This window comes from uncultured Agrobacterium sp. (assembly GCA_913777615.1).
In the GTDB taxonomy this organism is placed as follows: Bacteria; Pseudomonadota; Alphaproteobacteria; order Rhizobiales; family Rhizobiaceae; genus Agrobacterium.
In genome coordinates this window covers 38,369-50,442 of sequence record CAJYTK010000003.1, presented here as the reverse complement: position 1 = coordinate 50,442, position 12,074 = coordinate 38,369, and the positions used below count along the sequence as shown (strand labels likewise).

Genomic DNA, 12,074 nt, shown 5'->3' with positions numbered 1-12,074 from the left:
TCAAAATTATTTTTATGGCGTGCATCCAAACGCATCCTCTGCGGTGTCTTCAATAAAGAAGGGTCAAGAGCCGAGTGCCTGATGCCTTCTTGAATGTTGAACGCACGGGAGAAAGACATGAAGACCATTCGTTTCGCACTGATCGCCTCCGCTGCCTTTGCCGCCACGGCATCGACAACCTTTTCGGCACCCGTTGTCGGGCTGACGGGCGACAAGACACTCGTCATGTTCGATACTGAAAAGCCCGCGGTGACAAAGACCATGGAAGTAACCGGCGTCGATAAGCTCGTCGGCATCGACTACCGCCCCGGCAAAAAGACGGTAATCGGCGTTACCCCGGATCATCGCATCGTCACCATCAATCTCGAAAGCGGTGCTGCCACCGATCTCGCGAAAATGGACAAGATGCTGACGATGACCGAGGGTTCAGTCGTCGTCGACTTCAACCCGATGGCAGACCGTCTTCGTTTCATGACTGGCACCACCAACCACCGTGTCCATCCGGATACGGGTGCAGTCACGGTAGACGGCGTGCTGGCCTTCGAGGATGGTGACATGCACAAGGGCGAAACCCCGAACATTGTCGCTGCCGCCTATACCAACTCCATCGGCAAGCCAGAAAAGACGGCGATGTACAACATCGACGCGACCATCGGCGCTCTGATCCAGCAGACCAAGCCGAATGACGGTACGTTGAAGGCAATCGGCAAGCTCGGCCTCAAAGACAAGCCAGCCACCTATGCCTTCGACATTCAGGGCATGGAAGGCGGCAAGAACACTGCCTATCTCGCTGCAAACAAGATGCTGTACACCGTCAATCTCGAAACCGGTGCCGCGACGGAAGTCGGTGCGATTACTGGGGTCGAGAATGAAGTTCGCGACATCGCTGTTCTTCCGGCTATGTGAAACAGGAAGACGGATGGAGGCATCTAGCAGCAATTTGCCTCCGTCCGCGTTTCCGTTTTGGAGGCCGAACGTTTGCAAGAGCGATCCAGATGTCTGATTATCATTGCTTGTCCCGCGGCAAAGGTGCTTGCCTTGCGCGTACGAAACCCGAGAGTCTCAACGCGGCCGATGAGGCGTCCCTGATCGAGCCGTACAGCTGAAAGTCTTGATGCCAAGTGCTCGAGCTTCCAGCGAAACTTCGGCCATTGAGAGGATTTCAAGATATACGCCCCGGATGCGGAGAATAGAAAGTCTAATCTCCGCACGTCGCTTCAATTAGTGATGCTAGCTGGCGCCATGGGACAAAGAGGCTGATCGATCCTATGCACGTCGCACCAAGGAACTGTTTTGGTGAGACAATTTCTCAACCGGGGAGATCGATTTGCAGGCGCGCTGGTTTATATCCCTTCAGGGTGGATAAATTTACAAGTCTCCATGCAGTCAGGCCCCCGCAACCAAATAATGCAATATGCAAAAGCCCCGCGACCTCCGTTATGAGCTACGCGACCAAGCCGTTGCATAAGGCCGCGAGTTGGTTCCGCAGAGGTTGAAAGCGTGACCTGTCCGGCCGAACGCCCGAATGGCACAAGCCAGCTTTTCGTCTCATCGTCTTCTTTGTTGCATTGTTGCGTGTAGACCACAGGAGCATCGGTGGAAGCATCTCCCCCCATTCCGGTCTTTATCGAGTTCAGGTTTCCTCAAAAGGTCGCTTAGAGGCAGGACTATTAGCGCAATGGTTTAAACGCGTTATCGGTGACCTGAGACCCATCTTCCCTCCGATTTTCGGGAGAGTCTTGGGTTTTTAATCTGGCCTCATGCGGCCTGTTTTTCCATTGCCATTTTCATTGCGAACTCGCTGGGTGTTATGTTGCCCAGTGAAGAATGCGGTCTGTTCCGATTGTATCCTCCTTCCATGCCGCGATTTCTATCCTCGCCTGTGTCAGTGACGAGAACAGTGTTTCGTTGAGGCACTCGTCACGAAAGCTGCCGTTGAAGCTTTCTACGAAACCGTTCTGCATGGGTTTGCCCGGTGCGATATAATGCCATTCAACATTCGTGCTTTGGCACCATTCCAGAACGGCCATGCTGGTCATCTCCGTGCCGTTGTCGGAGACAATTGTTCGCGGCTTGCCTCGTCGAGCGATGACAGCATCGAGTTCCCGCACAAGCCGCCGGCCTGAGAGCGACGTATCGGCGACCAGCGCCAGGCATTCGCGGGTGAAGTCGTCGACGACAGCGAGAACCCGAAAGCGACGACCATCTGTGAAAGCGTCGCTGACGAAATCCAAGCTCCAGCGCTCGTTGGCACGCGAGGGCAGCGCCAGAGGGCGTCTCGTCCCCAAAGCCCGTTTGCGTCCACCACGTTTGCGCACCGTCAGCTTCTCTTCGCGATAGAGACGCCGCAGTTTCTTCAGGTTCATGATGATGCCCTGCCGACCCAGCATGACGTGCATGCGGCGATAGCCGAAACGACGGCGCTCGGACGCCACCAGCTTCATTGCTTCAGGGATATCAGCGTCATCCGGCCGAATGCTACGATATCGCACACTCGACCGATCAACGGACAGAACCTCACACGCCCGACGCTGGCTCACCCCATGTTGTTTGCAGACATGAGCCACAGCATCCCACTTCACATCGGGCGTCACCACTTTTTTGAAGCGACATCCTTCAGAATGGCATTGTCCAGCATGCTCTCAGCCAGCAGCTTCTTCAGCTTGGCGTTCTCGTCTTCCAGAGCCCTCAGCTTACGGGCATCGGATACCTCCATGCCGCCGAACTTCGCCTTGTATTTGTAGAAGGTCGCCTCGGATATCCCGTGCTTGCGGCAGACATCGGCCGTCCGCATGCCGCTCTCCTGCTCTTTCAATATCCCGATGATCTGCTCGTCCGTGAACCGTGAATGCTTCATTCCGTCCGTATCCTTGATACGACGGACTCTACCAAAATCTGGAGGAAGTTCAGGGGCTCAGGTCATAATCTATATTTGTCGAACATGGAGAGCGAGTCATGACAATTCCAGCATCAGCGCAAGAACTAGGTGGAAGGTTGCCTTCCGCCAGGGAAAAGGCCAGCGCAAACCAGCTTCGCAAAGTGCTCGCGGCACATGCGACGGGTACAAAGCTGCGGCTTTTGGATGATGCAACGAGGGAGCCAGTAAAGGTTACGCTTACTCCAGCGGTATTTGGCTTCCTCATGGAGCTCTTGCGACATATCGGTCGCGGCGATGCAGTAGCCTTGGTCCCGGTAAGCCAAATGCTGACGACACAGCAGGCTGCCGACATCCTTGACGTCTCCCGGCCGTTCATTATCACTCTGCTTGAGAGGGGCGAAATCCAACACACCCTGGTAGGCCGTCATCGAAGGATACAGGCTGAACATCTGTTCGCATACAAGAAAGCTAGGGACGAGAAGCGGACTAACGCATTGTGGGATCTGGCTAAAATGGACGCGGAGCTTTTGTAGAACGTGTTCGCCAACAGATTTACCGCTCTCATAGACGCCTGCACGCTTGCCGACACACTACGGAGAAGTCTCTTACTAACGCTGGCAGAAGAGGAATTCTTCCGCGTCCGTTGGTCACATCCCATTCTCGACGAGACACGAGGCGCGATCCATAAGATGCTGGTAGGCAGGGAGGCGGCCGATGCATCTGAAAAGAGTGCTCAGGCGATATCATATATGGAACGCGCATTCGAAGATGCCACAGTTCTCGACTTCTCCGCACATTTGCCGTCGTGTGATAGACTTCCGGACCCGGGCGACGCCCACGTCGTTGCCGCGGCACTGAAAACGCAAGCGAACTTAATAGTAACGGAAAATCTCAAGGACTTTCCTTCGGCAATTCTGGAACCTCTCAATCTTGAGGCAAAATCCGCCGATGCTTTTATCGCAGATACCATAGCCCTGGAGACGGGGAGGGCGGTACAAGCGATACAAAGGATGCGACTGAGATTTAAAAACCGGAACTGTCCGCCGATCAGTTACTGTTAGAGATGGAGGCATGCGGGCTAACCGAAACGGTGGATGTCCTCAGGCCGTATGTCCTGTCGATTTAATCAGGGTTTCCATCCTACGAAAACTCTTGGCCGGGACCTGCCCCGTATGACTTCAATATGGCAGCGATAAGAAGAAATGGCTCGGTAACCTGGATTCTCACATGATTTCAGCGGCTTAGAAGAAGGGTCTGGAAATTCCCTCTGTTTTCCCATCGCGAGCGACCGTGGATGCCACCTTTGTGCCCTGGCTTTGGGCATCAGTCAGAAGGGCAGGCGAGCGGCAATAATTTCCGCTTCGTGCCTTAAAAGGGCAGGTACAGGCGATGATGCGAGTTCAGGGCGATCTAAAAAATGCTTGCAACATATCATCGCCGGCGGCCCTCACGCTCTTTCCGGAGCAAATGGCCTTCAATTCGGAGTGGGTGATATGCACCGTGGAGAGTCCTGCCCACCGAACGCAATCCTCAAATTTTGCAAGCTTCTGCCCGTCATTCAAAGGCGCAGCTATAGAACCCTTGGCGTGAAGTCGCTCGGTGGAGAACCTACGCCCATCCTTTAACGAGATATGGACTTGATGCGGTAGGCGCTCAACGCCGCGCTCTTCTTCTGCGCTGTAAGAATTCATCGTGATCTTCGACATATGGACGCGCAAACCAGGCCGGGTTGCAGCTTGAGGAGTGAAGTCACGAAGCGACAATCCTCCGCCCGAAAGCGCGACGGCCAAGCAATACTGCATGGAAAATCTCGCCTGCATTTCATCGGAGGGATCGACGTATGGAAGGTTGTCAAATGCGGATCTTCCGACTTTCGTCTCGATCCGTTCGATGTCATCAAGCGAAAATCCATGCTTCCTTCGGAGGTCCAAGGCCGCGTCAATGGCTCTGTGAGTAGATGCGCAGCATGGGTGGAGTTTCGTGACCAGACCGCGGGTTTCGATGATGTGCTCCTCGTTCCATGAGAGGTCTGCCCACCCAGTCGCCTCGTTGCCTCCGAAGAGATCAAGGAAGCCTTGCGGGCGTTCGAGGATATCGAGCCTGCCGCCCAAATCCGATTGGGCAAGCAACGCGGCCTCGACCGCATTTCGAGCCGCGATGCCTGCGTGAAAGGGTTTTGCTCCGGTGCCAAATTGTCCTTTTAGACCTGAGGCCATGCTTGTGGCGAGGCTCATTGCGTTTGCTATCTGAGCTTCGTCAAGTCCGAGAAGGACGGCCACACCTGCGGCGGCTCCTATGCCGCCGATTGTCGAGGTTCCGTGCCAGCCCCGATTATAGTGGGAGGGGATGACGCCGAAGCCAATGGATGCCTGTGCTTCAAGCCCAGCGAGATATGCTCTGACCAGCATATGCCCCGAGAACTCGTTGCTGCTTGTTGCGACAGAGAGAAGTGCTGGCACGAGAACTGCTGATGCGTGCGCGCGTGCGGGATGAAAATTGTCATCGAAGTCCAGGCAGTGGGCGGCAGTGCCGTTGATGAGGGCAGCGATAGAGCGCGATGCGCGGCCCCCTGTGAAAACCAGCGATGAGCCGCTTTCGGTGATCTCGTCGCAAAAAGCGGCGGCCACGGACAGTGGGGCAGCGTCAATCACGCCCGCAATCATGCAGCCGATTGTATCTACAATCGCGTCTTCTGCCCGCTCTATTGCAACGGCTGAAAATGATGTTCTTGAAACGAGCTGGCCGGCAATCTTTTCGAGAACGGTTGTCATTGACGCGCTTCCTTGCAAATCTCAGAGGGAGCGGCATTTATGAACGGGCAGGTCTATCGGCGCAATCTTATGCAAATGACGGGTGACGTTATCCGGGAGAACAAGAATGAAGAGGTCGGGCGACGTCCAGATCAGCATCAAGCATATTCAGGCCTTCGACGCGATTGCGGCCACAGGCTCAACCATTGCCGCTGCCGTTGATCTCGGTATTTCTCAATCCAATACCAGCCGGCTTCTGCACCAGTTGGAAGTTTATCTCGGTGTTCGGTTGTTCGACCGGGATAAGAACCGGCTCTCCATGACACGTGAGGGTTCGAAGCTGGGACCGGAAATCCGCGCCATTGCGGACAAGCTTACGGCCCTGAAAATAACGGCGCAGGAACTGGAAGAGGGACGCTCGACGGAAATCCCGTTGAGGATAGCATTTCCTGCGAGCCTTTCCGCAACGCTTGTGCCGCGTCTGATCAAGAGATTTCTGGCCGAAGCAGGTCCCGTCAGAATCGAAATTGCCTCTGGGAATTATCTTGCAATAGAACGGATGGTAGCGGAAGGGGCGGTCGATCTTGGTTTCACGCGCCTGCCGTCGCCGACGCCGGGAATTCGCGAAGAGCACGTCATGCCGACGCAAAATATTTGTGTTCTCCGTAAGAGCCATCCGCTTGCCGGTCGGGAGAAGATCAACGTCGAACAGTTGAAGACCGAGAATCTGATTCTTCTGAACCGGGAGCGGGCAGTCCGTCATGAGCTGGAAGCGATCTTCTATCGTGCAGGGCTTCGACGCCGCCCGGCAATCGAAGCGCATTCCGTTGGTTGCGGCTGCACACTTGCGGCAGAAGGGCTGGGCATCGCAATCGTCAGCGAATTGCTGGCGCTTGAATATCAGGCCTTGCCACTGGCATTCGTTCCGCTTGAACCGACAATCTCCGTCGATTACGCCATCGTCAGTTCCGAGCTTTCCCCGCTTCCGAAAATCGCTCTGCCGTTCTTGAACTACATCCGGGAATGGGCTTAAGCATTTACGTATCGGCGGGCGAGGGAGTGGCGACGGCATGATAAATTTCAGACAGCTCGAGGTTCTGAAAACCCTGCTCGCGACAGGGTCGACCATCGCTACCGCCAAGAGCATGGGGCTCAGCCAGTCTGGCGTAAGCCGTCTTCTTCAGCAGTTAGAGACCGATTTGGAACTGAGGCTTTTTGATCGGGATAAGGGCAGACTAATTCCAACGCCTGAAGCCAGTATTCTGGCGCGAGATGCCGAAACGATCCTGCTTGGATTGAACAGGTTTTCGGGACTGGCGGAAGATCTCCGCAGTGGTGCGAAAGGGCCCGAACTGGTGCGGGTAGGGCTTCCCAGCAGCATGTGGGAGAATTTCGCGCCCGCGATGATGAAGGAATTCGTGCGTGATTATCCTTCGGTCCGGATCGAAACCTTTTTCGAAACGACATCCAACATCGCGCGGCTGGTTGAGCAGAAGGTCATTGATTTCGGCTTTCTGCGCAATGAACATCCCGCATTGCCTGGGATCGATATGGAAATCGTTGCATCAGGCACCAGCGTTTGCGTTCTGCCCGAAGGTCACGAACTGGCGTCGATGAAGGAAATTGGTGCACGGGACCTGCGTGGGGTGCCGCTCATTCTCATAGGTCGACAAAGGCCGACACGTATGCTGCTCGATCAGACCTTTACGCGAGAAGCCGTGAGGCAGAACGTGAAAATCGAAACTCATACCAACAGTTCGGCCTGCTCCTACGTGGCTCACGGTCTGGGAGTTGCCATATTGAGCAGCTTTTTTGCCAATCTCTACCGAAACCTTCCCATCGTGCAGCGTCCATTCGTTCCGGTCACCAAGCAGGAATTTGCGCTCGCTACCCCCTCTGGCACGTCTGCCTCTCTGGCAGCGAAAGCGTTGATGGACGCCCTCAAGCGCCAGATAGAAATCTCACAAAAGCATCAATCCAACGAGTAGACGACACGCCAGGGATCAATCGCTGCGCGCGCCTGCGTCTGCAAATAATGCATTAGCCTATGAGGTTAATGCATAATATTGCGCTCATTTTTTTGATCCGTCATAGTTTCACGCATAACACCCGGTGACTTTGTAGATCCGGTCCCGACAATCGTGTTCAGGGGAACCGATGATAAGATTCATAATCCATCGATTGCTGATGGCGATCCCGACATTGGTGATCGTCGCAATCACAGTCTTCGCTCTTATTCGATTCATCCCAGGTGATCCGGCAGCTCTGATGCTGGGAGACATGGCGACACCGGATCAGATCGCCGAGATGCGCACAGAGCTTGGTCTCGATACGTCACTGCCTCAGCAATTCGTTGTTTGGGCGGGCAATGTGCTGAGCGGCGATTTCGGCCAGTCCATCGTCAACAAGGAGCCGGTGCTACCGCTGGTTGTTTCGCGCTTCATGGTTTCGGCTGAGATCGTCGTCGTCGCAGTTATTCTGGCCAGCCTAATCGCAGTGCCTGCCGGTGTGATCGCGGCCTGGCGCCAGAACAGCGCGACGGACCTCGTACTGATCGGCACGGCGACAGTGCTGCTTTCGATCCCGACCTTCTGGCTTGGATTGCTTTTGCTCCTTTTCTTCGGGCTGAAGCTCGGCTGGCTGCCGGTGTTGGGATATGTGTCCCTCTCGGATAATTTCGTGTCCGGTCTACTGTATCTGGTCCTGCCCATAATGACGCTCGTCATCCATGAGGCTGGGGTTCTGATCCGCATGGCCCGTGCCTCCACGCTGGAAGTACTGCGGCTGGACTACATCACCCATGCCCGCGCCAAAGGACTTTCGGAGCAGGCGGTTCTATGGAAACACGCTTTCAAGAATGCCTTCGGTCCAACATGGACGATGATCGGCCTGATCCTTGGGAATTTGCTTGGCGGTATCGCCGTCATCGAAACGGTGTTCACCATTCCGGGCCTTGGTCGGCTGATGGTCGATAGCATCTTCCAGCGCGATTACCCCGTAATTCAAGGCTGCCTCCTCTTCGTCGCCATGTCCTATGTGATCGTCAATCTGATTGTCGATCTCCTTTACCCACTCTTTGATCCTCGCGTGGTGGCCGAATGAAACACGTTTCTCTCAATGGCCTGATCGGCGGCGTTCTCATCGCTGCTCTGCTCATCGTCGCAGGCCTGAGCCTCTTCTGGACGCCTTTCGATCCCATGAAGCTGAGCTTCACGGCAAAACTGGCTGCTCCCGGCTCACTCCATCTCCTCGGCACTGATGAATTCGGGCGAGATGTGCTCAGCCGCCTTATGGTAGGCGCACGTGCAAGTGTCTGGATCGGATGCCTTACGGTCGGTTTCGCGGTTGTCGCTGGTACATTGATCGGTCTGATCAGCGGCTATGTCCGTGGCTGGATCGATGGCCTAATCATGGCCGTGAACAATGCACTGCTGGCATTTCCCGGCATTCTGCTGGCACTCGGACTTCTCGCCGTGTTCGGCGCAAATCAATATGGCATCATCTTCGCTCTGGGCATCGCCTATACACCATCGATGGCGCGTGTCGTTCGGGGAGCAGTCCTGTCATTGCGGGAGCGCGAATTCGTTGAAGCGTCCCGCGTGATGGGCAATGGCGAAATCTTCACGATGTTCAGACACATCCTGCCTAATTGCCTTGCCCCAATTACCGTACTCGCAACCTCGATGTTCGGCTGGGCCGTTCTTTCAGAAAGTGCCTTGAGTTTCCTCGGCCTTGGCGTGCCACCCCCGGCACCCACGTGGGGCAACATGCTGGCCGCAGGTCGCCCATTCATCGAACAGGCCGTTTGGCTCGGACTATTTCCTGGCCTCTGCATCGCACTCACATTGCTTGGCATCAACCTTCTCGGAGATGCTCTGCGCGACAAACTCGACCCACGCATGAGAGGTTTGAAATGACTGAAGGAAAGCTTCTCAGCGTCCGCAATCTTTCGCTGGAAATCGTCCGCCGTGATGTTTGCGTGGTGAAGGATGTCAGCTTCGATGTCGCGCCGGGTGAAATCTTCGGCATCGTCGGCGAAAGCGGTTCGGGAAAATCGCTCGCGACGAGGGCGATGGTTTCTCTGCTGCCGCCCGTTATCCGCAAGACGGCAGGCAGAGTCATCTTCAAGGGCCGCGACATCACCACCATCAGTGAAAAGGATTTGCGCACGCTTCGTGGTGCGGAGATCGGACTAGTTTTTCAGGAGCCCATGACCTCGCTCAACCCGTCCATGACCATTGGACGGCAACTGGAGGAGGGGCTGGCTCTGCACACGCAGGATCAAGCCTCCACGAGGCGCGAGAAAATTCTCTCCATGCTGCAACGTGTCGGCATACGCGATCCTGAGCGAGCACTGACGTCCTATCCACATGAGTTCTCCGGCGGCATGCGCCAACGCATCATGCTGGCATCCGTCATGCTTTTGAAACCGGCATTGCTGATTGCCGATGAGCCAACGACGGCGCTGGATGCCGTCATTCAGCGCGATGTCATGGAACTGATGGTGGAACTGACGAAGGCAGAAGGCACGGCGGTAATTCTCATCAGCCACGACCTACCTATGGTGGCCCGCTACACAGACCGGATCGTCGTTATGGAAAAGGGCTCTATCGTTGAAGCCGGTACGACTGAGCAGATACTGGAACTCCCCCAGCACCCTTACACGCGCAAGCTTCTGTCATCCTTGCCCGTGCGCGGTGAAGTCAGGCCTATCGATATGACATCCGCACCGATGATTTCGGCCCGCAACATCGTCGTGGATTATCCTGGACGGAAATCGTTTCTCAAGAAGGGCGAGCCAAAACGCGCACTGCACGGTGTCTCGATTGACATTCATGCAGGCGAAGTCGTGGCTCTGGTGGGTGGTTCAGGCTCCGGCAAGACGACCTTGGGGCGAACCATCGCCGGACTCGTCAAGGAAACCGAGGGCGAGGTTTTCTTCCAGGGCCGAACGCGTGATCAGGACTGGCGCGATTATCGTCTCAATTGCCAGATGGTATTTCAGGACCCCTATTCCTCACTTGATCCTCGCATGACAATCCTTGCTCTTGTCGAGGAGGCCCTGCGTCTCGTTCCCGGAATAGACCGGGTGGCGAAGATGAAGCGCGCCTACGAAACGTTGGAAGAAGTTGGTCTCGACGCCGAATTCGCCCTTCGCTATCCGCATGAACTTTCGGGCGGACAGCGGCAGAGAGTGGCCATTGCCAGAGCGATTGCGCGACGACCACGCTTCCTCATTGCCGACGAGCCCGTTTCGGCGCTGGACGTGACCGTTCGCGCGCAGGTGCTCTCGCTCTTTTCCGATTTGCAGAAACGATATGGCTTCTCCTGCCTGTTTATCAGCCACGATCTCGGCGTCGTTGAACAGGTCGCTGATCGCGTCATCGTCATGCAGGACGGCAGGATCATCGAGGAAGGTGACCGCAACACAATCTTCGACATGCCGAAGGAGGCCTACACCCGGCGCCTTCTCTCGGCAATTCCCGCGCTCGATCTCAACGAGACTGGCGGCGTGAAACTCAAGTGGCGCTTGGAGGCGTGACGATGAATACAGCACCCATGACATCCGGCAACCTCGGATCAACCGCCGAAAGGCTGAACGCGATCTGTAATGGACAGCCATTCGTCACGCGCTTCAGCATTAAGAACCTGCGCAATGGCGAGATATTTGAACGCGGAGCGGATGAGGAAACTCCGTCTGCCAGCACCCGCAAGACCTCGATCATGATGGCTGCCCTGAGCGCGGTCCAAGATGGCAGGCTCGATCTGGATGAGCAGATTGTCTACGAGGCGCGCTTTGCCGAAGAAGTCGCAAGCGGAATGTTTCGCTATCTGACGCCGGGGATCGTGATTTCGCTTCGCGATGCCATCACCGGCATGATGGTGCTTTCCGACAATGTCTGCACCAAGATGGTCTTTGAGCGCCTGACGCTGGATGAAGTGGACAGCTATTGCAAGGCAATCGGCATGGAAGGCACGCATCACCGCTTTCTGATCCCGCCGCTCGCTCTGTCGCCCGATCATTCCTTAAAGTCCGTCACGACGACGACGGCGCGCGATCAAATGTTCCTGCTTCAGTCCATTCTCGATGCTCAGGGTTCCGAAGAGGCTTCGAAGCGGTTGGGCGTCTCCAAAGAATTGAGTGCCTACGCCTTGCAGACACTGAAAAATCAGATTCTGCGATACGCCATTCCTTCGCGTCTGCCGTTCGGTACGGTCGTCGCTCACAAGGGCGGCACAGGGAAGCGCGGCCGGATGAATGCGGGCATCGTCTACAGCGATGGTCAACCGCTCTACATCATCACCGCTTTCACGGATCAGGTGCCGCAGGAGATGCCGGATGGAACACCGGGATACACCATGTCTCTCGAAACCATCGGACGCCTTTCGCGCGTCTGCTGGGATGATTTTCGAGCTTGAGCCAACAGTATTAAGACCAACAATAA

At 55.6% G+C, this 12,074-nt stretch carries 11 protein-coding genes and 1 pseudogene; 9 read left to right on the top strand and 3 right to left on the bottom strand.

All coding sequences use genetic code 11. The annotated features are described in order from the left end of the window. Nucleotides 1–117 precede the first annotated feature (117 nt). The gene (locus QZ862_RS01875) at nucleotides 118–906 is read left to right on the top strand and encodes a DUF4394 domain-containing protein (protein ID WP_296020710.1); all 789 of its coding nucleotides are present in this window, start codon (nucleotides 118–120) and stop codon (nucleotides 904–906) included. Between the two features lie 23 nt (nucleotides 907–929). Here QZ862_RS01875 and QZ862_RS01870 read toward each other — a convergent pair whose 3' ends face one another. Further along, a complete protein-coding gene (locus QZ862_RS01870) occupies nucleotides 930–1,211 on the bottom strand; it encodes a DUF4172 domain-containing protein (protein ID WP_296020707.1) in 282 nt (93 codons plus the stop codon). A 547-nt stretch (nucleotides 1,212–1,758) separates the two neighbouring features. Further along, nucleotides 1,759–2,857, bottom strand: a pseudogene (locus QZ862_RS01865) (IS3 family transposase). 98 nt (nucleotides 2,858–2,955) lie between these two features. Between QZ862_RS01865 and QZ862_RS01860 the strand changes: the two are divergent. Continuing rightward, nucleotides 2,956–3,411 carry a helix-turn-helix domain-containing protein gene (locus QZ862_RS01860; protein WP_296097184.1) on the top strand — a complete coding sequence of 152 codons (456 nt, stop codon included), beginning with the start codon at nucleotides 2,956–2,958 and terminating at the stop codon, nucleotides 3,409–3,411. Between the two features lie 3 nt (nucleotides 3,412–3,414). After that, nucleotides 3,415–3,939 carry a PIN domain-containing protein gene (locus QZ862_RS01855; protein WP_296020702.1) on the top strand — a complete coding sequence of 175 codons (525 nt, stop codon included), beginning with the start codon at nucleotides 3,415–3,417 and terminating at the stop codon, nucleotides 3,937–3,939. 339 nt (nucleotides 3,940–4,278) lie between these two features. On the opposite strand, the gene QZ862_RS01850 is transcribed toward QZ862_RS01855, so the two are convergent. After that, nucleotides 4,279–5,649, bottom strand: a complete 1,371-nt coding sequence (locus QZ862_RS01850) for an MmgE/PrpD family protein (RefSeq protein WP_296020699.1) — start codon at nucleotides 5,647–5,649, stop codon at nucleotides 4,279–4,281. A gap of 106 nt (nucleotides 5,650–5,755) precedes the next feature. Between QZ862_RS01850 and QZ862_RS01845 the strand changes: the two genes are divergently transcribed. The 6 genes from QZ862_RS01845 to QZ862_RS01820 all read left to right on the top strand — a co-directional run bounded on the left by QZ862_RS01845 (nucleotide 5,756) and on the right by QZ862_RS01820 (nucleotide 12,048). Continuing rightward, nucleotides 5,756–6,661, top strand: coding sequence for a LysR family transcriptional regulator (locus QZ862_RS01845; RefSeq protein WP_296097183.1), 906 nt, complete (start codon nucleotides 5,756–5,758; stop codon nucleotides 6,659–6,661). Nucleotides 6,662–6,701: 40 nt separating this feature from the next. Beyond that, complete coding sequence (locus QZ862_RS01840) at nucleotides 6,702–7,616, top strand: LysR family transcriptional regulator (protein WP_113326611.1); 915 nt, start codon at nucleotides 6,702–6,704, stop codon at nucleotides 7,614–7,616. 169 nt (nucleotides 7,617–7,785) lie between these two features. Beyond that, on the top strand, nucleotides 7,786–8,730 hold the full coding sequence (locus QZ862_RS01835) for an ABC transporter permease (protein WP_296020695.1): 945 nt from the start codon (nucleotides 7,786–7,788) through the stop codon (nucleotides 8,728–8,730). After that, nucleotides 8,727–9,545 carry an ABC transporter permease gene (locus tag QZ862_RS01830; protein WP_296097181.1) on the top strand — a complete coding sequence of 273 codons (819 nt, stop codon included), beginning with the start codon at nucleotides 8,727–8,729 and terminating at the stop codon, nucleotides 9,543–9,545. The genes QZ862_RS01835 and QZ862_RS01830 overlap by 4 nt, the downstream gene beginning before the upstream one ends. After that, entirely contained in the window at nucleotides 9,542–11,170 is a 1,629-nt protein-coding gene (locus tag QZ862_RS01825) for an ABC transporter ATP-binding protein (protein ID WP_296097180.1), read from the top strand. The genes QZ862_RS01830 and QZ862_RS01825 overlap by 4 nt, the downstream gene beginning before the upstream one ends. A gap of 17 nt (nucleotides 11,171–11,187) precedes the next feature. Next, nucleotides 11,188–12,048, top strand: coding sequence for a class A beta-lactamase-related serine hydrolase (locus tag QZ862_RS01820; RefSeq protein ID WP_296020765.1), 861 nt, complete (start codon nucleotides 11,188–11,190; stop codon nucleotides 12,046–12,048). The last annotated feature ends 26 nt before the right edge of the window (nucleotides 12,049–12,074 follow it).

Excerpts from the sequence above, each read along its gene's own strand:
- QZ862_RS01835 (WP_296020695.1), top strand. The coding sequence starts at position 7,786 with ATGATAAGATTCATAATCCATCGATTGCTGATGGCGATCCCGACATTG.
- QZ862_RS01860 (WP_296097184.1), top strand. The coding sequence starts at position 2,956 with ATGACAATTCCAGCATCAGCGCAAGAACTAGGTGGAAGGTTGCCTTCC.
- QZ862_RS01830 (WP_296097181.1), top strand. The coding sequence starts at position 8,727 with ATGAAACACGTTTCTCTCAATGGCCTGATCGGCGGCGTTCTCATCGCT.
- QZ862_RS01850 (WP_296020699.1), bottom strand. The coding sequence starts at position 5,649 with ATGACAACCGTTCTCGAAAAGATTGCCGGCCAGCTCGTTTCAAGAACA.
- QZ862_RS01845 (WP_296097183.1), top strand. The coding sequence starts at position 5,756 with ATGAAGAGGTCGGGCGACGTCCAGATCAGCATCAAGCATATTCAGGCC.
- QZ862_RS01875 (WP_296020710.1), top strand. The coding sequence starts at position 118 with ATGAAGACCATTCGTTTCGCACTGATCGCCTCCGCTGCCTTTGCCGCC.
- QZ862_RS01825 (WP_296097180.1), top strand. The coding sequence starts at position 9,542 with ATGACTGAAGGAAAGCTTCTCAGCGTCCGCAATCTTTCGCTGGAAATC.
- QZ862_RS01820 (WP_296020765.1), top strand. The coding sequence starts at position 11,188 with ATGACATCCGGCAACCTCGGATCAACCGCCGAAAGGCTGAACGCGATC.